The organism is Streptococcus hyovaginalis DSM 12219 (assembly GCF_000420785.1).
Classification (GTDB): domain Bacteria; phylum Bacillota; class Bacilli; order Lactobacillales; family Streptococcaceae; genus Streptococcus; species Streptococcus hyovaginalis.
On record NZ_ATVP01000007.1, the window covers coordinates 63,797 to 88,115 of the forward strand.

Annotated in this window: 23 protein-coding genes and 1 pseudogene; 17 read left to right on the forward strand and 7 right to left on the reverse strand. The window is 39.1% G+C overall.

Translation table 11 applies throughout. The annotated features are described in order from the left end of the window. The first annotated feature begins 1 nt into the window (after position 1). From G574_RS0106335 to G574_RS12015, 7 genes and pseudogenes are all read left to right on the forward strand, one after another. A complete protein-coding gene (locus G574_RS0106335; RefSeq protein WP_029691455.1) occupies positions 2–1,717 on the forward strand; it encodes an ABC transporter ATP-binding protein in 1,716 nt (571 codons plus the stop codon). Positions 1,718–2,248: 531 nt separating this feature from the next. Beyond that, the gene (locus G574_RS0106345) at positions 2,249–3,193 is read left to right on the forward strand and encodes an IS30 family transposase (protein WP_029691456.1); all 945 of its coding nucleotides are present in this window, start codon (positions 2,249–2,251) and stop codon (positions 3,191–3,193) included. Between the two features lie 527 nt (positions 3,194–3,720). After that, positions 3,721–4,005 carry a type II toxin-antitoxin system RelB/ParD family antitoxin gene (gene relB / locus G574_RS0106350; protein ID WP_017769273.1) on the forward strand — a complete coding sequence of 95 codons (285 nt, stop codon included), beginning with the start codon at positions 3,721–3,723 and terminating at the stop codon, positions 4,003–4,005. Then, the gene (locus tag G574_RS0106355) at positions 3,995–4,354 is read left to right on the forward strand and encodes a type II toxin-antitoxin system RelE/ParE family toxin (protein ID WP_156828113.1); all 360 of its coding nucleotides are present in this window, start codon (positions 3,995–3,997) and stop codon (positions 4,352–4,354) included. Before relB ends, G574_RS0106355 begins: the two co-directional genes overlap by 11 nt. 399 nt (positions 4,355–4,753) lie before the next feature. Continuing rightward, positions 4,754–5,038: a hypothetical protein gene (locus G574_RS0106360; protein WP_245540403.1), complete on the forward strand. Its 285-nt coding sequence runs from the start codon at positions 4,754–4,756 to the stop codon at positions 5,036–5,038. After that, positions 4,953–5,194 (forward strand): annotated as a pseudogene (locus G574_RS12010) (formate--tetrahydrofolate ligase); the annotation flags it as partial. The gene G574_RS0106360 and the pseudogene G574_RS12010, both read left to right, overlap by 86 nt. A 5-nt stretch (positions 5,195–5,199) precedes the next feature. Then, entirely contained in the window at positions 5,200–5,331 is a 132-nt protein-coding gene (locus tag G574_RS12015) for a formate--tetrahydrofolate ligase (protein ID WP_051130542.1), read from the forward strand. 86 nt (positions 5,332–5,417) lie between these two features. Here the strand turns inward: G574_RS12015 and G574_RS0106370 are convergent, their stop codons facing one another. Continuing rightward, complete coding sequence (locus tag G574_RS0106370; protein WP_023649359.1) at positions 5,418–6,227, reverse strand: PrsW family glutamic-type intramembrane protease; 810 nt, start codon at positions 6,225–6,227, stop codon at positions 5,418–5,420. A 346-nt stretch (positions 6,228–6,573) separates the two neighbouring features. After that, on the reverse strand, positions 6,574–6,918 hold the full coding sequence (locus G574_RS0106375; RefSeq protein WP_029691460.1) for a helix-turn-helix domain-containing protein: 345 nt from the start codon (positions 6,916–6,918) through the stop codon (positions 6,574–6,576). 162 nt (positions 6,919–7,080) lie between these two features. Between G574_RS0106375 and G574_RS0106380 the strand changes: the two genes are divergently transcribed. Continuing rightward, entirely contained in the window at positions 7,081–8,334 is a 1,254-nt protein-coding gene (locus G574_RS0106380; RefSeq protein WP_029691461.1) for a DUF6056 family protein, read from the forward strand. Between the two features lie 180 nt (positions 8,335–8,514). Here G574_RS0106380 and rpmG read toward each other — a convergent pair whose 3' ends face one another. Further along, complete coding sequence (rpmG, locus tag G574_RS0106385; protein ID WP_002982147.1) at positions 8,515–8,664, reverse strand: 50S ribosomal protein L33; 150 nt, start codon at positions 8,662–8,664, stop codon at positions 8,515–8,517. Positions 8,665–8,679: 15 nt separating this feature from the next. Beyond that, a complete protein-coding gene (rpmF, locus tag G574_RS0106390) occupies positions 8,680–8,862 on the reverse strand; it encodes a 50S ribosomal protein L32 (protein ID WP_029691462.1) in 183 nt (60 codons plus the stop codon). Positions 8,863–9,175: 313 nt separating this feature from the next. Between rpmF and G574_RS0106395 the strand changes: the two genes are divergently transcribed. Further along, positions 9,176–10,288, forward strand: a complete 1,113-nt coding sequence (locus tag G574_RS0106395) for a vitamin B12 independent methionine synthase (protein ID WP_029691463.1) — start codon at positions 9,176–9,178, stop codon at positions 10,286–10,288. Between the two features lie 58 nt (positions 10,289–10,346). Next, positions 10,347–10,811 (forward strand): YkvA family protein, encoded by a 465-nt coding sequence (locus G574_RS0106400; protein ID WP_029691464.1) that lies wholly within the window; start codon positions 10,347–10,349, stop codon positions 10,809–10,811. On the opposite strand, the gene G574_RS0106405 is transcribed toward G574_RS0106400, so the two are convergent. Continuing rightward, positions 10,796–12,646 (reverse strand): APC family permease, encoded by a 1,851-nt coding sequence (locus G574_RS0106405; protein WP_029691465.1) that lies wholly within the window; start codon positions 12,644–12,646, stop codon positions 10,796–10,798. The genes G574_RS0106400 and G574_RS0106405 overlap by 16 nt on opposite strands. Positions 12,647–12,941: 295 nt before the next feature. Here G574_RS0106405 and hisS point away from each other — a divergent pair, with 295 nt between their 5' ends. From hisS to G574_RS0106425, 4 genes are all read left to right on the forward strand, one after another. After that, positions 12,942–14,219 carry a histidine--tRNA ligase gene (gene hisS / locus G574_RS0106410; RefSeq protein ID WP_029691466.1) on the forward strand — a complete coding sequence of 426 codons (1,278 nt, stop codon included), beginning with the start codon at positions 12,942–12,944 and terminating at the stop codon, positions 14,217–14,219. A 110-nt stretch (positions 14,220–14,329) separates the two neighbouring features. Beyond that, complete coding sequence (aspS, locus tag G574_RS0106415) at positions 14,330–16,081, forward strand: aspartate--tRNA ligase (protein WP_029691467.1); 1,752 nt, start codon at positions 14,330–14,332, stop codon at positions 16,079–16,081. Next, positions 16,074–17,012, forward strand: a complete 939-nt coding sequence (locus G574_RS0106420; protein WP_029691468.1) for a YitT family protein — start codon at positions 16,074–16,076, stop codon at positions 17,010–17,012. The genes aspS and G574_RS0106420 overlap by 8 nt, the downstream gene beginning before the upstream one ends. Before the next feature lie 140 nt (positions 17,013–17,152). Continuing rightward, the gene (locus tag G574_RS0106425; protein WP_051130543.1) at positions 17,153–18,028 is read left to right on the forward strand and encodes a YitT family protein; all 876 of its coding nucleotides are present in this window, start codon (positions 17,153–17,155) and stop codon (positions 18,026–18,028) included. A 49-nt stretch (positions 18,029–18,077) separates the two neighbouring features. Here the strand turns inward: G574_RS0106425 and G574_RS0106430 are convergent, their stop codons facing one another. Next, positions 18,078–18,524 carry an organic hydroperoxide resistance protein gene (locus G574_RS0106430; protein ID WP_017769073.1) on the reverse strand — a complete coding sequence of 149 codons (447 nt, stop codon included), beginning with the start codon at positions 18,522–18,524 and terminating at the stop codon, positions 18,078–18,080. A 282-nt stretch (positions 18,525–18,806) separates the two neighbouring features. On the opposite strand from G574_RS0106430, the gene G574_RS0106435 reads away from it, so the two are divergent. Next, positions 18,807–19,394 (forward strand): helix-turn-helix domain-containing protein, encoded by a 588-nt coding sequence (locus G574_RS0106435; RefSeq protein WP_029691470.1) that lies wholly within the window; start codon positions 18,807–18,809, stop codon positions 19,392–19,394. Between the two features lie 41 nt (positions 19,395–19,435). Here G574_RS0106435 and argS read toward each other — a convergent pair whose 3' ends face one another. After that, a complete protein-coding gene (gene argS / locus G574_RS0106440; protein WP_029691471.1) occupies positions 19,436–21,127 on the reverse strand; it encodes an arginine--tRNA ligase in 1,692 nt (563 codons plus the stop codon). A 157-nt stretch (positions 21,128–21,284) separates the two neighbouring features. Between argS and argR the strand changes: the two genes are divergently transcribed. After that, positions 21,285–21,722 (forward strand): arginine repressor, encoded by a 438-nt coding sequence (gene argR, locus G574_RS0106445; RefSeq protein ID WP_029691472.1) that lies wholly within the window; start codon positions 21,285–21,287, stop codon positions 21,720–21,722. Positions 21,723–21,733: 11 nt separating this feature from the next. Beyond that, on the forward strand, positions 21,734–24,283 hold the full coding sequence (gene mutS / locus G574_RS0106450) for a DNA mismatch repair protein MutS (protein WP_029691473.1): 2,550 nt from the start codon (positions 21,734–21,736) through the stop codon (positions 24,281–24,283). The last annotated feature ends 36 nt before the right edge of the window (positions 24,284–24,319 follow it).

Here is a 24,319-nt window from a genome sequence, read left to right on the forward strand (position 1 = left end):
TATGAATCAAAATCTTTTAAAATTAATTATCAAGAACCTCAATAAGTCAAAATTTCTTTGTGGTTTACTGCTAAGTTTTATTGGAACAGTAATGAGTTTGTTTATCCCGAAATTTATGGGCAATTTGTTAGATGAGAAATTTTTAACAACTCTTATTTCTAGTCCTGTAACAATTATAGTAGCTATAATATCTATTTCATCAATATTTTTTATTCAAGCCTTCTCAAGTTATGTAATTGGATTATGCGGAAGTCAATCTTTAAATAAGATTCAAAAATATATTTATCATTCTCTGCTAAAAGCCTCAGTCCGAGAGCTAGATGTTCATCCCTCAGGAGATTTAGCTAGTCGATTGACTAACGATATGTCAGTAGTACTAAATTTTATCACAGTAGTATTTCCGAATTTGATTTTGAATGTAGTTGTTATTGTTGGTTCAATTTATTTTTTATTGAAAATTAGTTTACCATTAACACTAATGAGCCTATGTCTATTTCCGATTTTACTTTTTGTAGTGGTTCCTATTAATAATAAGATGGAAGAATACTATACGGATTATCAAGAGGGATTAGGAGCGATTTCAAGTCGTATTAGCCATAGATTTAAACATATTAGGCTAATGAAAGCATTTAACGGGGAGGATAGTGAGCAGAGTGCCATGTCTTATACGTTTGATAGATTAACTAATAATTTTAAAAAAATTATTGGGCTATCATCTATCCAGAATACTCTAGTTAATGGTCTTATGATGAGTTTTATTATATTACTTTTAGTTGTAGCTGGTATGGAAGTGTCTAAAGGTAGTATGACTATGAGTACTTTAATGACATTTCTTTTATATATGACTCAGTTGATCGATCCAGTCACAGATATTTCTGAGTCTATGACAGAGTTAACAGAATTTAATAGTGTTTCAAATCGATTAATAGAAATTTTGAATCTTGAAAAAGAGAGTGCTCAAACAGTAGAAAAGGAATTTGTTGATCCAAATATTGTAATTAACGACGTTGATTTTGCATATGATCAAGAAAATGTTTTGAATGGTCTATCAGTAAGTGTTGAATCAGGACAGCACGTTGCAATTGTCGGTCCAAGTGGAGCAGGGAAGTCTACCATCTTCTCCTTATTGATGAAATTCTATCAAGATTATGATGGAGAAATTTCGATTGGAAATAGAAGTCTCTCAGAACTGTCAGAAGAACAAATTAGAAATATGATTGCTTACATTCCTCAGGATAATACTCTATTTCATGGAAGCATTAAAGATAATTTGCTTTATGGAAAAAATCAATCCGTATCTGAAGAACGTATCAACGAGGTTCTAAAGGAGCTTGGTTTGACTAAATTGGTAAATGATTTAGAAAACGGCTTAGATACAGAGATTTCTGATAGTGGCACAGGATTGTCTGAAGGTCAGAAACAGAGATTCAATATTGCGAGAGCGTTACTATTAGAGCATCCAATCTATCTACTCGATGAGGTTACAGCAAGCTTAGATAGTGTTACAGAACGAATTATCAGTAAAGCAATTGATAAATTGACAGCAGGAAAAACTCGTTTAACTATCGCCCATAGATTACATACGGTCAAAGAAGCTGATTCGATATTAGTTTTAGACAAGGGAGGACAAGTCGTTGATTTTGGAACTCATAATCAATTGATTGGTAGAAATAAATTATACAATGAGTTTTTAGTAGGCTTGCAACAAGTTAGTTAATAACAAAGGAGGACTAATATGATTTATAACAAATCTCAAAAAACTTTGCCAGGGGTGATTCCAATTTTTACGAATCGTCAAGTAACACAGAGAAGTTTAAAATGGAGAAAGAAACCTTAGTTAGAAAATGAAAAGATACAGTTGTCTTATTTGATATTCTAGGATTTTTGGAACACTATTGATTCTTTATGTAAAAATTAATATTTTGTTTTAGATTTAATTTTTGACATTGCGACTTTCGGCGAGCATTCGTCTGTGCGGTTCGCAGACGTCGGCACGAAGTGTCGAGACCAGGAGAAAATCAAAACGATTGAGTTTTGTATTTTCGGGCAGTATGCCAGCGCGTTTAGCGCAATCAAAGGGTGCGCTAAACACGCAAACCTAGAATTTTGCGATTCTCTCAGAGAAGGTCACGGTTTTTTAATCGTGATTTTTTTGATTTCCCAATTTGTAAAATTAAGCTAGACAGAAAAAGCCATCTATGTTAGGCTCAGATAAACTACCACATTTATCTGAAAGGAACTAACATAAATGACCTATCTCCATCTTACCACAAATGAACTCGTAACGATAGAGGCTTATTACCAAGAAGGTACAACAGTTACAGATATCATGAAGGCTCTTGGAAGATCAAAGCAGACCGTCTATCATGTTATCAACTTTCTCAAAGATGGACATTCTGCCTACGACTATTATGAACACTATAAGGCCAATAAGAAACGCTGTGGCCGGAGGAAAACAAGTCTTTCGCAAGCAGAAAAAGACTTTATTCAAACTCGTTTAGATCAAAGCTTTAGCCTTGATGTCATTAAAGGAACTTATCCAGATAAGATTTCTTGTTCTATGAGAACTCTCTATCGACTGGCTGACCGTAGTATGTTCAAGAAGGAAGACCTCCCTTGGAAAGGAAAACGAAAACCAAATGGTCATAGCGAAAAAAGAGGAAAACAAGCCTTTCGCAGAGATTTACGTGAAAGAGCTGAACTCTATCCTGATTTTCATACAGAGTTCGGACACCTCGAAGGAGATACCATTGTTGGCGAGAAACACAAAAGTGCGGTCATTACCTTAGTAGAACGACTCTCAAAAGCAATCATGACACTGAAAACTAAGGGACGAAAAGCAAGTGATATTGAGGAAGCCATCAATCAATGGCTTTCTCAAGTTCCCAGTCATCTCTTTAAGTCGATTACTTTTGATTGTGGGAAAGAGTTTTCAAATTGGAAGTCTATTTCGAATAGACATGACATCGATATTTTCTTTGCCGATCCAGGTTGTCCCAGTCAACGAGGTCTCAATGAGCATTCAAATGGCTTATTACGTCAGAATGGACTTCCGAAACAGATGGACTTTACTGGCATTTCTCAGCAATTTTTATCAGCTATAGCTGATAAAAGGAATAGAATTCCTAGAAAGTCTCTGAATTATCTAACCCCCTACCAAGTTTGTCTGAGTCACTTGAAAAGTCTAGCTTAATTTGACAATTTAGAAATCATAAAATTCTCAAGAATTAATCAATATAGTTGATCATTAAATCAAGGAACATGGCATAGTATAGCAAGCCATTAAACCGAGGAATGTGGACAAGTATAGTTAACCATGAAATTGAGGGATATGGACTAGTATAGTAATCCAATAATTTTAGGAATATGGGCTATTATAGTCTACCATGAATGACATAAAGCTGGGATAGTGTAGTAATCCAATGATTTCAGGAACATGGGCTAGTATAGTCCACCACTGATTACATAAATATGGGTCAGTATAGTCAGTCAAGAAATCGAGGAATATGGACAGGTATAGTTAATCATGAAATCAAAGAGTGTGGACTAGTATAACTAACCATTAATCTCAGTATATGATACCAGAGAAATCGTCAAACAGATATCTAAATGTTTAAGAATTTAGGGTGAGTAAATGAAAACTTCTAGTAATTAAAAATATTTGAAATAAAGGGGAGAAAGAGTTATAATCAAAAAAAATAATCAAAAGAGGTATACACTATGGCATATGCTTACGATAGAAATTATAACCTAAAAACATATACAGATGTTTTGACAAAGGCTAGAAAAGTATTTGAAGAAAATAATACAAATACTGCTCAAGCAATTAATCTATTTTTAAAAAATGTTGCGATTACTGGGAAAATCGATTTAATTGCTGAAGAAGAACTGGAAAAAGAGCTTATTTTTCAAGAAATCCAAAAGACAGTGAAGAGTAGTATTAAGGATTATGAAGAAGGGAGAACAGTCTCTTTAGAAAAAGCGAGGGAGCGTTTTGGATTATAAGGAACAAGATGGATTGAAGCGATATCGTGTAGAAATTTCTGACACAGTTCTCAAAAAGCTAGCTGATATAGAACTTTACATTGCTGAAAATTATTCTAAAATATCAGCGAAGAATAAAGTTACAGAAATCTTTGATGCTCTTAGCGGGTTAGAAATTTTTCCCCATGGAGGATTTAGTGTTGATGAACGTTTTGGGGTTAGATTGGATGATACTTGGGAAACTAGGGGAGTCCCTTTGAAAAAAGATTATTTAGCCTTGTACCTTATTGACGAAAATAATTCTGTAGTGGTTGTTACGGATTTATTTTCTACAAAGAGTGATTATATAAAAGCATTGAAGAAAGATTAAATCGTTACCTATCTACTTTTGGCATTCTGTCTTTAGGGGGATTAGGGTTATCTCTTGAAAAGCGGTTGCTAGAAAGAGAAAAAATTGTATAATGGTTTCAGTTTAAATCAAAGAAAAATAAAAAAGACTAGCCCAGAAAAACGTTTGGCGACATTTTTCCAGGAGCTTCGTTGATAGCCACCACTATCGAACGAAACTACTTCTAGTGCGATTTATTATTTGATTTCATTATAACACAAAATTATGTAAAATGAAATGACTTAATAAAGTGTATTAAGATTTTTGAAAAAAATCAAGTAGTTTGGTAAAAAATGGTGGGTATCAACGAAAAAAAGTTGGTACCCTTTTATTATTCTCTTTAGAAAGGAGTAAGCAGTGACTGTAGAGAAGATTCATCGCATGATTCTTAAAGATGGTTTGAGACAATTTAAATTTAAAAATAGTCAATATCAGACAACTCTTTTTGAGGAGCAAAAAGGCTCAATTTTTGGCTATCGTAATAAGAAAAATATGGTTAGTGGTCGAGGTGTAGTTCTAACTTCTCTTGAGGCTATTGAAGAAAATCAGATAACCTTCACTCATTGGACTCCCAATATTTATCGTTATGGAACCTATACTCAAACCAAACCTTGTCCAAACCATCTATGGCACGCCTGCCTTTGTCCATGGTGGTCCATTTGCTAATATTGCCCACGGACGTAACTCAGTTCTCGCAACAATTACAGCTTTGCGATTGGCGGCTACACGGTCACAGAAGCAGGTTTCGGAGCTGACCTCGGATCAGAGAAGTTCATCGCCATTAAGGTACCGAACTTGCTTAAGGATCCCGATGTTTCCGTGAATTTGTGCCAAAATTGGGTGCAGGCTTTATCGTTGCCTTAACAGGTGATGTCATGACCATGCCTGGTTTGCCGAAAGCTCCCGCAGCTCTCAACATGGATGTGGCAGCATACGGGACAGCTATCGGCTTGTTCTAACATGGATGTGGCAGCATACGGGACAGCTATCGGCTTGTTCTAACAAGAATGAATATAAAAAATCCGCTCAAAGGCGGATTTTTTGTCTATTCAGATAGTTTCTCAACCGTTCGATAGGCAAGTAAGCCAAGTAGAATACTCAAGATAGGGAACACTGTCTTGAAGATACCAGTGTTGAATGGTGAATTAAAGAGAAAATGGATTCCAAAGCTTGCACCAATCCAAAATACTCCCTGTGCTTTTGACATACCTGTATTTTTCGTGAGAAGGGCTACTAAGCCAATGGCAAAGAGAAGCGTGAAAACCCAATGAACCCAACCAGCTTGACCAACGCGTTCAAGAATGGTTTCAAAGCCGTCTAACTTATTCATGAACATGTCTCTAAATACAAAGGTGATGTCTTCCATGATTTGGAAACCTAATCCAACAATCACTCCGCTTACCAATGCATTTTTTAGTGTCATTTTTCTACAAATAAGTAGTACAAGTAGAACAGTTAGCCCTTTACCGATTTCTTCTGCAAATGGACCTGAAATAGCTGCGCCCCAGTCTTTTAGGAAATTATCACTAGCTTTAACAATTTCGAGTAGGAAATATCCAATAGCTGTATGTCCCAGTTCAGAAAAAGAGATGCTACTTGTTAAGCCTAAAAGCCAGCTAAGACTTATAACTTGTTTAGAAATGTTATAGCGTTTAGCTAAGTAATATGTCAGTACTAGTAGGGGAATGAGGTAGATAGCGACCAAGGAAATGGTTAGGAGAAAGAGAGGATATTTAGCTTCCATGCCATTTGGCTTACCTAATTCTCCAAAGATAATTTTGCAACCGTTGACAAATCCAATCGTTGCTAAGACGACTGGAAGATAGGTTTTACACATTTGAAATTTTTCTTTCATAGTTTGACCTTTCTGTATTAATAAACTAGTGTATAGATACATTGTATCAAAAAAAAAGTACATTTCGTCTATTATTCACCTATTTTTTATCTAAACCTTCTCAGTTATTGTAATGTTTTTTCTGCAACTTGGACTCCATAATAGAGCCGTTACAACTACACTCAGATGGGAAGGAGCTTTCAGAAGAGGAACGTAACAGGGAGCAAGCACTTATAGATGGAAATAAAATGTTTCTTCACTACAATAAGAAGATAAGAGAACTGGATTTTATAACTTATGTAGGTAATCAATGAAAATATAAAAAGACCGTTAGGATTAATAGCCTAACGGTTTTTTTGATGTTAATTTAGTTGTTTAATTTCCAATCTAGTAAAGCGTTGATTAGTTTTAGTGCTTCCTCTTGATTTGAAATAAGAGATAATTTAGCAACAATCTGATGTAATGGTTGATCGCTAGTATTAAATGAAAAGAATGTTGGGTAGTCAATATCTAATGCAGATATAATCTTTTCTAGCGTATTGATTTGAATATTGGTGGTGTGCCCTCGTTCGATACGGCTTAAAAAAGTAGCTTCCATATCTGCCTTGTTCGCCAACTGCTCTTGGGATAATCCCTGTTGTTTTCTTAGTTCTTTGATTCTGTGACGAATCTGCTCGCCTAAAGATAGGTCATATTCTTTGTTAGATGTCATACTTAAATGATAGCGATAATTTGACTAGATCATCAGTACTTTGGAGTTTTATTTTATGGAATAAATTAACTCAAAAGTTCTTTTTGTGATAAAATTTAGAACGTAATAGTTCTTTTTAGAAAGAAAAAAGAATGTTTACGTTAGTTTAGAAAAGGAGAGAAAATGAAACTAAGTCAAGAAAAAGGGTATTGGAGTATATTGGGTATTTTTATTGTCATCATGACGATCGGGCAAGTGGTCATTCCTGTGATGGGAGACGATGCCTTCTTTATCAATCAATCATTTTCTGTAGATTGGTTAGTCGGCCGCTATCAACAATGGAGTTCACGGATTTTTATTGAAGCTATCTTGGTATTGATTTCAAAACAGTTATGGTTGTTTAGAGTGTTCAATGCCATTATCTTTGTTAGCTTACTGGATTTATTGACGGAATCCAGCTTTGGGAGACATATCAAAGGATTGTTTCTTGTGGCTATTTTCTTCTTGTTTTTACCTGTCACACTCTTTTTATCAGCTGGTTGGTTAGCAACAAGCCTTAATTACCTTTGGCCCATTACAGCAGGAATTTTTGTTATGAAACAGCTAGATAAAACAGTAACAGCAAAAACCTTGCTTGGGTTATCTGTCTTAACGTTATTTGCAACCAATCAAGAACAGGTCTGTATAACTATCCTGTTGATGTTACTTGGGAAATTGCTTTTTCTGGTAGTAACTAAAGAGAAAATCCATTGTGCCCACTACCTTGTTCTGGGGTTGACGATGATTAATGTTGTCTTGATTGCTCTAAGTCCAGGTAATCAATCACGACAAGTCCAATCAATCCCAACCTTCTTTCCTGAATTTGCACAGTTTGGTCTATTTGATAAGATTAACCTCGGAATATCAAATACAAGTAAAGTACTACTGGTTCAACAGAATATGCTGATGTTATTCTTTGTCACACTATTAGCTGTGTTTGCTATTCTTTATAGTAAAAAATGGTATCTCAAGTACTTGTCTGTTATCCCACTATTAGTTGTACCAATCAACATCATTTTAATCACACTAACCCATAATGGCTATACTATTCAGGCTTTTAGTCAATATCTGCTTGAAAAACAATCAAGTCCAGCTTTAAGTCAGGTTTTACAGTTGGTTGCAACATTGTTGACAAATGATGTCTCAATTATTTTAAATGTTGGCTTTATTCTGATATTCTTTTGTATCTTACTATGTCTATGGGAGATGTCTCAAAGTCTTTCTTTACCCTACCTTTTCACGGTCGGTTTAGCTAGCCATGCCATGATGGGATTCTCGCCAAGTATTTTCAAATCAGGGGATCGTACAGCCTTTATTTTATATATGGTTATCATCTATGTTATACTATCTGTTTTAAAAAGGTTTTACAATCAAACAGAAGTAACAGATAGAAAGTAAATCAAAAAACTCTAGCTTAGTTGCTAGAGTTTTCCTTTTGAATATCGTCTTTTTATTTCACAAAAAGTAGTCAAAAAGGTAGTCATTGGATTGATTTTTATTGCAATCTACTGAATTTCAAAAAATTAGAAATCGCATGAAATCAAGCTTTTTCAGCATGTACTGAAATGTAATGAAACCTTATTTTACCTCAGTAAAAGTCACGTGTTTACGCAATTTTGGTGAGTATTTTTTCAATTGAAGACGGTCTGGAGTGTTACGTTTGTTTTTTGAAGTAAGGTACAAGCGTTCACCAGATTCTTTATGTTCAAGTGTAATATTTACGCGCATGGTATCTCCCTTCTATTATTTCGCTTTTGCAGCTTTAGTGATTTTACGTCCTTTGTAGTATCCTTTAAGGGATACACGGTGAGAACGTGAGTAATCTCCAGTAGCTTCGTCAAATTTTACAGTTGGAGCTGTCAATTTGTAGTGCGTACGACGTTTGTTTTTCTTCGCTTTTGAGGTGCGACGTGCAGGTACTGCCATTTTATTTTCTTCCTTTCGATAGTAAATACTTCAGGGACTTACGGATTTGTCTTGATGTTACCATTCTTAGCGACTAATCAGCCCATTAATATAGAGATGAATTCTCATCAACTATAGCATGATAACATATCTTTTTTGTAAAGTAAAGTTACTTGACACTTTTTTTGAGATTCATCTCATCTATAGTTTACCTCTATAACATACTATAAAAAAGTTATATTTGTCACTTATAATTTGCTTTGTTATCCTAAGTTTACAGCAAATAGTGGATGTTTGCTCTGCTATTTTCCAGAAAAGAAAAAGAGGTAAGTCTATGTCTAAAGCACATCATCATTTTGATCATGTCGGTTCTTATTTACGTCCGGTTGAGCTCAAGGAAGCTAGAGAAAACTTTATTAATGGTGAGCTCACTCAAGAAGAATTGCTAAAAGTTCAGGACAAGTTGGTGAAGGATTTAGTTGATCACCAAGTGGCTAGTGGCTTAAAGGTAGTCACAGACGGTGAGTTTGGCCGTTCTTGGTGGCATCTGGATTTCCTTTGGGGATTGACAGGGTTTGAGACTTATGAGCAGGAAGATTCTTATCATTTTCATGGGGCAAAGACACGGACAACCAATATCCGTTTAAATGGCAAGGTAGCTGAAAATCCAGAACACCCTTTCTATCGTGATTTTGAGTATTTGCGGTCCATCATTCCAGATGGTGTGACACCCAAAGTGACCATTCCAAGTCCGTCTTTGGTCATCAAACGTGATCATCGTAGTGATCTTTATGCGGATTATTATGACTCTTGGGTAGATTTTTTGGATGGTTTAGCGAAAGCATATCATGATACCATTCAGCATTTTTATGATTTAGGTGCACGTTATGTCCAATTGGACGACACAACATGGGCTTATCTAATTCAGCAGCTAGAAACTTATCAAAATGAGCCAGATAAGCGCCGACCTTTTGAGGAAATTGCAGAAGATGATGTTTATGTGATTAACAAGTCCCTTGAAGGATTGCCAGAGAATTTAACGATTGCTACCCATATTTGTCGTGGGAACTTTAAGTCTACTTACCTTTTTGAGGGTTCCTATCAGGCAGTAGCCAAGTACCTCGGACAGCTTAATTATGACATTTTCTTCTTAGAGTATGATGATGAGCGTTCAGGCGATTTTACACCGCTAGCAGATATTTGGAACCACCGCGACCATGTTGAGTTGGTTTTGGGGCTCTTTACGTCTAAATCAGCTGATTTGGAAGATGAGGACAAGATTATTTCACGTTTGCAAGAAGCGACAATCTATGTGCCTTATCAAAACTTAGGTGTTTCAACCCAGTGTGGTTTTGCGTCTACTGAAGAAGGGAACGTCCTTACAGAAAAAGACCAATGGCAAAAACTAACCTTGATTAAGTCTGTGCGTGATAAGGTGTGGGAATAAGAAGTTTTTGTCAAAAGTTTTGGAACTTCATGTGCTAAGTTTTCCAAAAAGGAGAAGAATGACTTTAAAAACGAGAGCTAAGCAGCTCAAAACAGATATACCAGCCTTGTTTATTGCCTTAAAGGATAAGGAACCACCGCTACTAGCTAAGATTTTTGCGGGTCTGACAGTTGCCTGTGCCCTATCGCCTGTTGACTTGGTGTCAGATTTTATTCCTGTTTTAGGCTATCTGGATGATGTTATTCTTCTGCCGCTCTTGGTTGTCTTGACCATTCGTTTTATTCCTACAGAGATCCTAGAAAAACACCGAAAGGCTGCTCAGGATCTCTGGAAAGATGGCAAGCCCAAGAAATGGTATTATGCTTTACCCATCATCTTATTTTGGGCTATACTTGTGCTCCTGATCGTAAAATGGTGGTTGGATGACGAGATTGATTTAAAACCCCTATATCAAGGGCACACAAAAAGCAAGATTCAAAGGAGTCTTGCTTTTTATAATAGTTGCTATCAATCCTTCAGGTGATAGGAGTAAGATGAGATGACGATGCCTTCGTTCCAACGTAGATAGTATTTGAGGCGTAAGCTCATTTGGTTGTGAAGAAGTTTTTGCCATGGTTTTTTAGGGACAAACTGGGGAATTAAGACCGTCAGTGTTTGGTTGGCTGCTTTGGCAGTTTGACTCCGCTGACGCACATAGTCGACAGTTGGTTTGATAATATCGCGATAGTCGGAGTTAATAATCACCAAGTCGGTATTAGGGTAATTGGCTTTAAATTCATGAAGGATTTCGGTATCTTTCTCTTGTGTTTCTTTGGTGGACACATGGAGGGCGATGACTTGAGTCCCGATAGCATTAGCATAGCTGAGCGCTTGAGCAGTGGCTTGGGTCATATTGCCCAAAAGGACCAAGACCTGATTGCCAGTATAGGTGACGATTTTGTGGTCCTTTTCGCGTAAGCGCAATTGCTCTGCTACTCTAGTGTAGTGCTTATGAATGGCTATAAACATCAGCATTAAGATAAGAATGATAGGGAAGAATGGCCAGATGTCTTTGAGGCGAAAAGCTAGTAAAATAGCGATGATACCGTAACAGATAATCGCACCTAGAATGTTGGCACTGGCTTTTTTGAGGTAATTTTTACCTGCGTGTTTTTGCCAGTATTTGACCATGCCAGTTTGCGCCAAAGCAAAAGGAATGAAAACCCCGATGGTATAAAGCGGAATCAAGGCCTCGGTAGAGCCATTAAACAAGAAAAGTAAGAGGATAGCACCAAGAGCAAGGGTGATAATACCGTTAGAATAGCCGAGGCGCGCCCCTTTTTCCAGATACAAGTGTGGCATGTACCTGTTTTTAGCCATATTATAAGCTAGGACAGGAAAGGCTGAAAAGCCCGTATTGGCAGCGACAGCTAAAATCATGGCTGTAGATAGCTGGAAAATATAAAAGAGGGCTTGCCCTAGCGCACTATTACCAAAGACAGCTTGGGCGATTTGCGCCAAGATGGTGACGTCTTTAGATGGCACAATTCCCAACCAATAGTTGAGGAAAGTAATGCCGATGAACATGATGCCAAGAATACTGGACATGATGATCAGTGTTTCTACGGCATTCTTGGTTTTGGGTTTCTTAAAGAATGGCACAGCATTTGAAATGGCTTCTACCCCTGTTAGAGAAGCCGATCCACTGGTGAAGGCACGTAATAGTAAAAAGAGACTAAGTCCAGTGACTGGGCTACCCACTCTTGCAGTTGCGTGATAGGCGAGGTCTCCAGTCATAATCTGAAAGACGCCGACGACAAGGAGTATCAGGATGGCGCCGATAAAAAGATAAACAGGAATAAAGAGAGCAGTGGCAGACTCGCGAAGACCACGTAGGTTCATCAGCATGAGGATGAGGACTAAGACGATGGAAATCTCGAGGTTGATGTCCTTAAGTCCAGGAAAGGCGGAGGTGATGGCATCAGCCCCTGAGGATACAGATACTGCAACTGTCAGCATGTAGTCGATCAGAAGGCTCCCACCTGATAAGAGTCGAAGGTTTGGTGAGAGGTTTTCAGTAGAGACCATGTAGGCACCACCACCATTAGGGTAGGCGTGGATGACCTGACTGTAGGAGATGGTCAAGCTGATGAGGAGGATGAGAACGCCGATTCCGATAGGAAGGGACCACCAAATAGCACCAGCTGAGAGAGCGGTCAGAACCAAGATGACCTGTTCTGGACCGTAAGCAATAGATGACAAAGCATCACTGGACAACATGGCGAGGGCTTGTGACTTGCTGAGTAAATGACTGTCACCATGACCATCGTCGGATTTTAGGGGTTTCCCTAGTAGGACGTTTTTGAAAGATTCGAACACCCTAGTTTCCTCCTGGAAATATATTGATAAGGCATTATAGTCCTATTATTTCCAGAACGCAATAGTTTTTTTGAAAAAATTTTCATTTAGTTTACAACTATGGCAAAGCTGATGTTTATATAGTTTTTAGCTATAAATGAAGCTCTTATATTGTCTTATTTGCAAGGATTATCGAAAAAAAATTGCTTTCATGGTAGAATAAGGGTGATCAAATCTAGAGAAAGGGGAGGTTTGATAGGGAATGTCTTACGAAGTTCCCTCATTGATCCGATGTCAAACCTCTATGTCTTATATTATGAAACTGCAAAAACCAAAAGGGACACAGGATATTCTTCCTGTAGACAGTGCCAAATGGCAATACGTGGAAAATTTTGCGCGTGAAACCTTTAAAAAATACAATTACGGAGAGATCCGTACCCCTATGTTTGAACACTATGAGGTGATTTCACGCTCTGTTGGTGATACGACAGATATTGTGACTAAAGAAATGTACGATTTCCATGACAAGGGTGACCGTCACATCACCCTTCGTCCGGAAGGAACGGCACCTGTCGTGCGTTCTTATATGGAAAACAAACTCTTTGCACCAGAGATTCAGAAGCCTGTCAAGATGTACTATATCGGCTCTATGTTCCGTTATGAACGTCCGCAGGCAGGTCGTCTGCGTGAATTCCACCAAATTGGTGTCGAAGCCTTTGGCTCCTCAAATCCTGCTACGGATGTCGAGACGATTGCTATGGCTTATCAGCTCTTTACAGAACTTGGCATCAAGGATGTGGTTCTTCACCTCAATAGTCTTGGGAATACAGAGAGCCGTCAGGCTTATCGTCAAGCTTTGATCGATTACTTGACACCGATGCGTGACAGCTTGTCTAAAGATAGTCAGCGTCGTTTGGAGGAAAATCCTCTTCGCGTATTGGATTCTAAAGAAAAAGAAGATAAGATTGCAGTGGAAAATGCGCCGTCTATCTTGGACTTCTTGGATGAGGAGAGTCAAGCGCACTTTGATGAGGTTCGTGCCATGCTTGAAGCGCTTAAGATTCCTTATGTCATCGATACCAATATGGTTCGTGGCCTTGATTACTATAACCACACCATTTTTGAGTTCATCACCACTATTGATAAGTTGGAATTGACTATTTGTGCAGGTGGGCGTTACGATGGTTTGGTTGCGTATTTCGGTGGTCCTGAGACACCTGGTTTTGGTTTTGGTCTTGGCTTAGAGCGCTTGCTTCTTGTTTTGGAAAAACAAGGGATTGAGCTTCCGATTGCGTCTGAAATGGATCTCTATATCGCTGTCTTAGGGGCTGAAGCCAATAGCAAAGCTTTGGAGCTTGTTCAAGCAGTCCGTGCTCAAGGCTTTACAACAGAACGGGATGTTCTTGGCCGCAAGATCAAGGCGCAATTTAAATCAGCAGATGCCTTTAAGGCAAAAGTAGTCATGACACTAGGCGGTAGCGAGGTAGAAGCTGGTCGGGTCAGTCTTAAAAATAATGCCACACGTCAGGAAGTAACGGTTACTTTTGATGAGATTACAAGTAACTTTGCGGGAGTTTTAGACCAACTGCTTTAAAGATATTCTAAGAAAGTCCCTCTGATATGGTGGGACTTTTTCTCATATTTTGGTACAATGATAGGGAATGATACGCATTGCGTATGAAATACTGATACATGGAGAATAAAATGTCTGAACGTAGTATGTATGCTGGCCGTGTTCGCAGTGAACACATTGGAACTGAAATCACCTTAAAGGGTTGGGTAGGGCGTCGTCGGGACCTAGGTGGCCTGATTTTTATCGATTTGCGTGACCGTGAAGGGATTATGCAGTTGGTTATCAATCCTGAAGAAGTGTCTAGTGAAGTCATGAGGACTGCCGAAAGCCTTCGTAATGAATATGTTATTGAGGTGACAGGTATTGTCCAAGGGCGCCAACAGGCTAATGACAATTTGGCAACAGGTGCTGTTGAATTGAAAGTTAGTACCTTGAGCGTTTTAAACTCAGCTAAAACGACACCTTTTGAAATCAAAGATGGAGTGGACGTTTCTGACGATAATCGCCTTAAATACCGTTATTTGGATCTTCGCCGTCCAGAGATGTTGGAAAACTTTAAGCTACGTGCCAAAGTAACCCACTCTATCCGTAACTATCTTGACGATCTTGAGTTTATTGATGTTGAGACTCCAATGTTGACTAAGTCAACGCCAGAAGGGGCGCGTGATTACTTGGTGCCATCACGTGTCAGTCAAGGGCATTTTTATGCTCTTCCGCAAAGCCCGCAAATCACCAAACAGTTGCTCATGAATGCTGGTTTTGACCGCTATTATCAAATTGTCAAATGTTTCCGTGATGAGGACTTGCGTGGTGACCGTCAACCTGAGTTTACACAAGTCGATTTAGAAACCTCGTTCCTTAATGAACAAGAGATTCAAGATATTGTTGAAGGTATGATTGCTAAGGTCATGAAAGATACTAAAGGGATCGACGTGACGCTGCCTTTCCCTCGTATGGCCTATGATGATGCCATGAACCTTTACGGTTCCGATAAACCTGACACACGTTTTGATATGCTTTTACAAGACTTGACAGAGCTTGTCAAGGACGTTGACTTTAAAGTCTTCTCAGAAGCACCAGCTGTTAAAGCTATTGTCGTCAAAGGACATGCCGATAAATACTCACGTAAAGATATTGATAAAATGACTGAATTCGCCAAACAATTTGGTGCAAAAGGTCTTGCTTGGATTAAGGTAACAGATGGCATAATTGCTGGTCCTGTTGCTAAGTTCTTGACAAATATTGAAGATCAATTGACAGATACTTTACAACTTGACGAAAACGATTTGGTTCTCTTTGTGGCTGATAAGCTTGAAGTTGCTAATGATACACTCGGTGCTTTACGTGGACGCATTGCTAAAGAACTTGACATGATTGACAACTCTAAATTCAATTTCCTTTGGGTGGTTGATTGGCCAATGTTTGAATGGTCTGAAGAAGAAGGTCGTTACATGTCAGCCCATCACCCATTCACCTTGCCAACAGAAGATTCAGCTCATGAACTTGAGGGGGATTTGGCTAAGGTCCGCGCGGTTGCCTATGATATTGTGCTGAATGGCTATGAACTTGGTGGCGGTAGTCTACGTATCAATCAAAAAGACATGCAAGAGCGTATGCTAAAAGCACTTGGCTTTACTGATGAAGATGCCTATGAGCAGTTTGGTTTCTTATTAGAAGCTATGGATTACGGCTTCCCTCCACACGGTGGTTTGGCGATTGGTCTTGACCGCTTTGTCATGCTTTTGGCTGGTAAAGATAACATCCGTGAAGTCATCGCCTTTCCTAAAAATAACAAAGCGACAGATCCGATGACGCAGGCACCAAGTCTGGTTGCGGATAAACAACTTGAGGAATTAGCCTTACAAATACAGTTAAATGACTAAAAAAACAAGTTTTCTAAAAAAAGTAAGATATGAAGTGAACGTGGTTGCCAAACGATTTGGCTTGTGGCGGACACTGAGAAGTATCTCTAGAGAAAAATATGCAGAGAAGATTTCCGCTTCTCTGCTTTATGGTATGTTATCCAGTGTTGCGGTCAACTTCTTTTTCCAGCCTGGACATATCTATTCAAGTGGAGCAACCGGGTTGGCACAGGTTGTTTCAGCCTTGTCAGAGAGAGTGATTGGCTCTGATCTGCCTATTTCGTTGACCTTCTATGCGATAAATCTCCCACTTTTACTCTTAGCCTGGTTTAAAATCGGTCATAAGTTTACAGTGTTTACGTTTATCGCTGTTTCAATGAGTTCCCTGTTTATTCATCTAGTCCCTCAGGTAACTTTGACTTCTGATCCTCTGATTAATGCTATCTTTGGTGGTCTATTTATGGGTCTAGGTGTTGGTGTTGGGCTGCGCTCGCGGATCTCCAGTGGTGGTACTGATATTGTTTCCTTGACCATTCGCAAGAAAACAGGTCGTAATGTGGGAAGTATTTCCCTTATTGTCAATGGGATGATTATGATTTTTGCCGGTCTTTTGTTTGGTTGGCAATATGCGCTTTATTCTATGGTAACTATTTTTGTTTCCAGTCGTGTAACAGATGCTATTTACACTAAGCAGAAAAAAATGCAAGCGATGATTGTCACTTCAAGGCCAGAGCGTGTGGTTGCTATGATTCATAAAAAACTGCACCGTGGCGTAACTTCCATCAATAATGCCCACGGTACTTACAATCACGAGGACAAAGCCGTTCTGCTGACCATCATTACTCGCGAGGAGTATATAGAGTTTAAGCTCCTAATGGCTAAAGCAGACTCAAAAGCTTTTGTCTCTATCTCAGAGAATGTGCAGATTATTGGCCAATTTAAGGACTATTAAAAAGAGTTTTTCAAAAGTTGGCTGTACTTTTCACTAACTTTCCTAGATAGCACAAGGTAAAAGGAGCTAAAAGCTCTTTTTATGACTCTTTGTGCGGGTATTTACAAGTCGGAATAATAGATTTTTAATGAGGTAATGGTATGAAATTTAGATGGCATCTTTCGGATAGTATTCATTTGATTTGGATTACGCTGGGTGTGTCCCTATACACATTTGGGTTTGTGAATTTTAATATGGCCAATCACCTAGCAGAAGGTGGGGTTGCTGGGATTACCTTGATATTACATGCCCTTTTTGGGATAGATCCGGCGTGGGCAACTTTGTTGATCAATCTTCCTTTGTTTGTTTTAGGTGCCCGTGTATTCGGTAAAAAATCGTTGCTGCTAACCATTTATGGAACAGTGGCCATGTCATTTTTCATTGGATTTTGGCAAAAGATACCTGTCAACCTAGGTTTACAGGATGACATGATGTTAGTTGCTATTGTAGCAGGTATATTTGCAGGTATCGGAAGTGGTATTGTCTTTCGTTTTGGAGCTACAACAGGTGGTACAGATATTATCGGTAGGGTGTTAGAAGAAAGAACCGGTATGAAGTTGGGACAAACCCTTCTTTTGATTGATGTGGTTGTTTTAGCCTCTTCTTTAGTCTATATTGATTTGAAGCACATGCTTTATACTCTGATAGCGAGCTTTGTTTTTAGTCAAGTGTTGACAGTTGTTCAAAATGGTGGCTACATAGTTCGGGGAATGTTGATTATTACTAAGGAATCAGATAAGGCAGCGGCAGCTATTTTACAAGAAATTAATAGAGGTGTCACTTATCTTCAAGGAAAAGGTGCATATACAGGACGTGGTTTTGATGTGCTTTATGTGGTTTTAAACCCTAATGAGGTGCGCGATGTCAAAGATATTTTAGCAGAACTTGATCCAGATGCCTTTATTTCAGTCCTAAATATCGACGAAGTAGTGTCTTCGGATTTCAAAATTAGACGAAAAAATTATGATAAAGAATGACAAAAAGAAGGTTGACAGAGTTGTCAACCTTCTTTTAAATATAATGAGCTTATCTAGCTTCTTTGCTAGCATCATAGTCAACACCGATGATAGTAACATCGATATTGCCACGTGTTGCTTTAGAGTATGGACACACTTCATGAGCTTTTTCACCGAGCTCTTTAGCTTCATCTGCCGATTTACCGTCAACAGAAACTTCAATTTCAACGCCGAGTTTGAAGTCAGGGCCATCTGCTTTGAAAAGTTGTGTGCGTTGTGTAATCATTGATTTAGCTTTGATGCCTTCTAGTCCTAGGACAACTTCTAAGGCGCTATTGAAACAAGCTGAGTAACCAAGTGCAAACAATTGTTCAGGATTTGTACCATTGCCGTCGCCCCCCATTTCTTTAGGGCTTGAGATTGTGACTTGAAAACTACTGTTTTCGACATAGCTAATACCGCTACGACCGCCAGTATTAACAGCAGAAGTTTCATAGATTTTTTGATAATGTGACATATCAGTACCTCCTATTTCTGACTTCATTATAGCACTTTCATTACCAAAAGACAGATGATGTGATTAGAGATTTGAGTATATCTGCCGGTGTCTATGAAAAAGGAGAGAATAGGTTGACAACCTTGTCAATGTTTTTTGTGTTATCTTGGTGACAAAGACTTTTGACACCATATTTTTGAGTTGATGTTGAAAAACTTTGATAGAATAAACGATAGGTAAGAGCTAAGCTAAGAGTGACCAAGGGAGTCACCAGTCTTAGTCTTTTGAGGAAGGAGGGTAATGATGAACGTTGGAAAAAATATTAGAAGCTATCGGCAAAATTTAAACATGTCTCAGGAAGATTTGGCGGATAAAATCTATGTGAGCAGACAGACAATCTCCAACTGGGAGACTGAAAAATCTTATCCTGATGTGCAGTCGCTGATTATGCTGAGTCAATGTTTTAAGATTTCCTTGGATCAATTGATAGAAGGAGATCTTGAGAAAATGAAAAAAATAGTCAAACAGCAAGATGTTAATGATATGGACTACTACACAAAAAGAATGTTGTGGACAATGTTAGCTCTCATACTGATAGTATTTCCCGCATTTTATTATTTAGGTTGGTGGGGGTTGTTGGTTTACATACCACTGGCTATTTTGGGCCTTTATTATGCCCTTCAGGTTGAAAAAATCAAAGACAATTATGACTTGAAAACCTATCGTCAAATTCTCGCTTTTAGTCAAGGAAGAACCCTAGATGATTTAGAGGTTAGGATTGAAACGGCTAAGTACCCTTATCAAAAGCCATTGATTGTTTTTGGATTTACCTTAATTTTTGCAGTATTAGCTACCATGGTTGCCTTGATTTATGTCAGATTTTTGCCATAATGCAAAAACCACGTCTATCAACAGACGTGGTTTTTATTTGATTACATTTCATTTGGTGCTTCAATGCCAAGGAGACGAAGGGCTTCTTTAAGAACAGTTGCGGTTGCGTATGAGAGAGCAAGACGACTGTTACGTTCTGGATTGTCATCAAGAATACGTGTATGAGCATAATATTTGTTGAAGCTTTGGGCTAAGTTGATAGCAAATTTCGCGATAATTGATGGTTCATAGTTATCTGAGGCACGTCTGATAACACGTGGGAAGTCCTGGATTAGCTTGATAATTTCCCAGCTTTCGGTGTCAGATAGGCTATAGTTAGCGCTAGCGTCTGGTGTGAAGTCAGCTTTGCGCAAGATAGACTGGATGCGGGCGTGAGCGTATTGAACGTAAGGTCCTGTTTCTCCCTCGAAAGAAACCATAGTATCAAGATCAAAGTCATAACCATTCATACGGTCTGTTTTGAGATCGTAGAATTTGATAGCGCCAACGCCGACAGCATGTGCAACAGCTTCTTTATTTGGCAGGTCAGGGTTTTTAGCCTCAATTTGTGACTGGGCACGACTAACAGCTTCAGCGATAGTAGGCTCAAGTAGGATGACGTTTCCTTTACGCGTTGACAATTTTTTACCATTCTTGGTAACCAATCCAAAAGCAACGTGCTCCATGTCGTCTGACCAGTCATATCCCATCTCTTTTAGAACAGCTTTGAGCTGTTTGAAGTGAGCGGATTGCTCATTACCAACAACGTATATAGATTTAGCGAAATCATAGGTACGCTTGCGGTAAAGGGCAGCAGCTAAGTCACGGGTGATGTAAAGCGTTGCCCCATCTGATTTTTTGATAAGCGCTGGGTGTTCGATACCGTATTTTTCAAGGTTAACCACTTGAGCACCTTGTGACTCTTGGAGGAGCCCTTTTTCAGCTAAGAGATCAACAATTTCATCCATCTTGTCATTGTAGAAGGCTTCACCGTTGTATGAATCAAAGGACACATCCAATTCTTTATAAAGACGATTGAACTCTACCATACTTTCGTCACGGAACCATTGCCATAGCGAAACAGCTTCTTCATCACCAGCTTCTAATTTGCGGAACCATTCGCGAGCTTCGTCATCTAGGGAAGGATTTTCTTCAGCTTCAGCATTGATTCGCACGTAAAGTTTGAGAAGTTCTGCAATTGGATTGGCTTCAACAGCGGCTTGGTCACCCCATTTTTTGTAGGCGACAATCAACATTCCAAATTGTTTGCCCCAGTCACCAAGGTGGTTGATACGAACAGGTTTGTAGCCTAATTTTTCAACGATATTTGCCAAGCTATCAGCGATAACAGTTGAACGTAAGTGACCAATTGAAAAAGGTTTAGCGATATTAGGACTAGACATATCAAAGGCAACATTGCGACCTTGTCCAAGGTTTTGGTCAGCATAGTGGCTACCGTGTTCGATGACATCAGCAAGAACTTGACCTGAAATTTTTGATTTATCCAAGAAGAAGTTGATATAAGGACCAACGGCTTGCACTTTTTCAAAGGCAGAAGCATCAATTTGTTCAGCGACCTCCGCTGCAATCAGATTTGGTGCTTTCCGCAAGACCTTAGCTAATGAGAAAGCAGGAAAAGCTAGGTCCCCCATGCTAGCATTTTTAGGTTTTTCAAGTAAATGTTCAATAGCTTCTTGGTCTAAATCTGTTAAGACTTTGGCGAGTTCAGAAGCGATTAATTGTTTATCAGTCATGATACCTCCTGTGATTTTTTTGTCCTACCTATTTTAACATATTTTTACAAATCCTTAAGGGACTTTGCCAAAATTCTAAGGAATTCGATAAGAGATGAAAAAGGGTTGCTTTTTTGCTATAATTTATAAGGTAATATGACTAAAAAGGACTTTAAAAATGAATAAAATACAGCGTCAGGATGAAATTAAACGTCTCATCGGAGATAACAAGATTGGAACACAAGAAGAAATTAAATACCATCTTGAAAATCAAGGTATTACAGTAACCCAGGCTACTTTGTCTAGAGATTTACGCGAGATCGGTCTTATTAAAATTCGAAATGCAGATGGCAAATTATACTATAGTCTGACAGAGTTAGGGAGAGATGATTTCAGTAAGCAAATCAGTACCTTTGTTCATAAAGTGTCCCAAGTGCAATTTATGCTTGTTTTGGGGACGAACTTGGGTGAGGCTGATGTTTTAGCTAATATCATTGATCAAGAGGGTCGTCGGGATATTTTAGGGACCGTTGCTGGCGCAGATACACTACTAGTCATTTGTCAGAGTGAGGAAATGGCTGAGACACTTTACCGAGATATTTTGGCACAGCTATAGAGGGATAAGATATGGGAAAAGAAAAAATTTCACCAGGCATGCAACAATATCTGGATATTAAGGCTGATTATCCAGATGCTTTTTTGCTTTTTCGCATGGGCGATTTCTATGAATTATTTTATGAAGATGCGGTTAAGGCAGCACAAATTTTAGAGATTAGTCTGACTAGTCGGAATAAGAATGCTGAAAATCCAATACCTATGGCGGGGGTTCCCTATCATTCGGCTCAAGCATATATAGATGTTTTGGTAGAAATGGGCCATAAGGTGGCCATCGCAGAGCAGATGGAAGATCCTAAGCAGGCTGTCGGTGTGGTTAAGCGTGATGTGGTTCAAGTTATTACACCAGGAACAGCGGTTGACTCGAGTAAGACAGACAGTGCTAATAACTTTTTGGTTGCCTTAGACTTTGATGGTCAAGTTTACGGCCTTTCTTATATGGATCTTTCGACAGGGGAGTTTAGGGTGACGGAGTTGACGGATTTTTCGGTTGTTAAAAGCGAAATCCAAAATCTTCGGGCAAAAGAACTCGTCCTTGGCTTTGAGGTGACTGATGAAATTGCTCATCTCTTTACCAAAGAATGGCAGTTAGTCTTGTCGTTTGAAGAGGACTGTTATCAAGATCAGCAACTGTTGATAGAGGGTTTATCGTTGATTGAAAAGACGAGCGCCCTAAAATTGTTGGCCTATATTCACCGCACTCAGATGCGCGAACTGAAGCACATTCAGTCACTGGTACGCTATGAGGTTAAGGATTACCTTCAAATGACCTACGGGACCAAGGCCAGCCTAGACTTGTTAGAAAATTCGCGAACAGGTAAGAAACAGGGCAGTTTATTTTGGCTACTAGACGAAACCAAAACAGCTATGGGAACTCGCTTGCTGCGTCACTGGATTGATCGCCCCTTGATTCGATTTTCTGAAATTAATGAGCGCCAAGAGGTTATTCAAGTCTTTTTGGATGATTTCATTAATCGTAATGATTTGACAGAAAGTCTGAAGGGAGTATACGACATTGAACGCTTGGCAAGTCGTGTCTCCTTTGGGAAAGCGAGCCCCAGAGATTTGCTGCAATTGGGTAATACCTTATCTAAAGTGCCAGCTATCAAGGCGATTTTGGCCCAGTTTGAACAAGAGGTTCTTGATCGTATCAATCAACAGATAGATAGTATTCCAGAACTGGAAGCTTTGATCCGATCGGCCATTGATCTAGAAGCACCGGCGACTATTTCAGAAGGTGGTATTATTAGAGCGGGGTTCGATGAGACCTTGGATCATTACCGTAAGGTGATGAAAGAGGGGAGGGCTTGGATTGCTGATATAGAGGCTAAGGAGCGCCAATCCTCTGGGATTTCGACCTTAAAAATTGATTATAATAAAAAAGACGGCTATTATTTTCATATCACTAATTCCAATTTAGCATTGGTTCCAGATTATTTTTTCCGAAAGGCTACGTTGAAAAATTCTGAGCGCTTTGGTACCGCTGAACTGGCAAAGATTGAAGGAGATATGTTGGAGGCGCGTGAGCAGTCAGCAAACCTGGAATATGATATTTTCATGCGCATTCGAGCGCGGGTGGAGTCTTATATTGACCGTTTGCAGGTGCTGGCCAAATATATTGCCAAAGTGGATGTTTTACAAGGCTTAGCGGTAGTTGCAGAGACTAACCATTATGTTAGACCCACTTTTAACGAGAGTCAGTTGATTGCTATTAAGGAAGGGCGGCACGCAGTTGTTGAAAAAGTCATGGGCAAACAGGTCTACATTCCTAACAGTATCCACTTTAACCCTGATACCAGTATTCAGTTGATCACTGGCCCTAACATGAGTGGTAAATCGACTTATATGAGACAGTTAGCTCTTACAGTTGTCATGGGACAGATGGGTGGATACGTTGCTGCAGAAGCTGCTAATCTTCCTATTTTCGATGCTATCTTTACACGTATTGGGGCGGCGGATGATTTGATTTCTGGCCAGTCAACGTTTATGGTAGAGATGATGGAGGCTAATCAGGCCATTAGTCGTGCAACGGAGCATTCCTTGATCCTATTTGACGAATTGGGACGAGGGACAGCGACTTACGATGGTATGGCATTGGCTCAAGCGATTATTGAGCATATTCATAACCAACTCAAAGCGAAAACCATGTTTGCAACGCACTATCATGAGTTGACAGGATTGTCAATTAAGTTGACAAACCTTGTCAACGTTCATGTGGCGACTCTTGAGGAAAAAGGAGAGGTTACCTTTCTTCATAAAATTGCAGAGGGTCCGGCAGATAAATCTTATGGGGTTCATGTTGCCAAAATAGCCGGTTTACCAGACTCTGTTTTGAAAAGAGCTGATGTGATTTTGCAAGATCTAGAGGCTCATTCGGCTAAGTTGAGCGGTGAAACCCCAGCACAAGAGGAAAACATTCTTGAGGAACCTCTTGAGCAACTGTCCTTGTTTGATACGGCTCAGCAGTCTGAGGTATTAGCTAAGTTGGAGGCTATTGATGTTCTTAATTTGACTCCGATGGAAGCTATGACAACGCTCTTTGACTTAAAAAAGATGCTGTAAGGATTTAAGCCTATGAATGACTCATAGGCTTTTTAA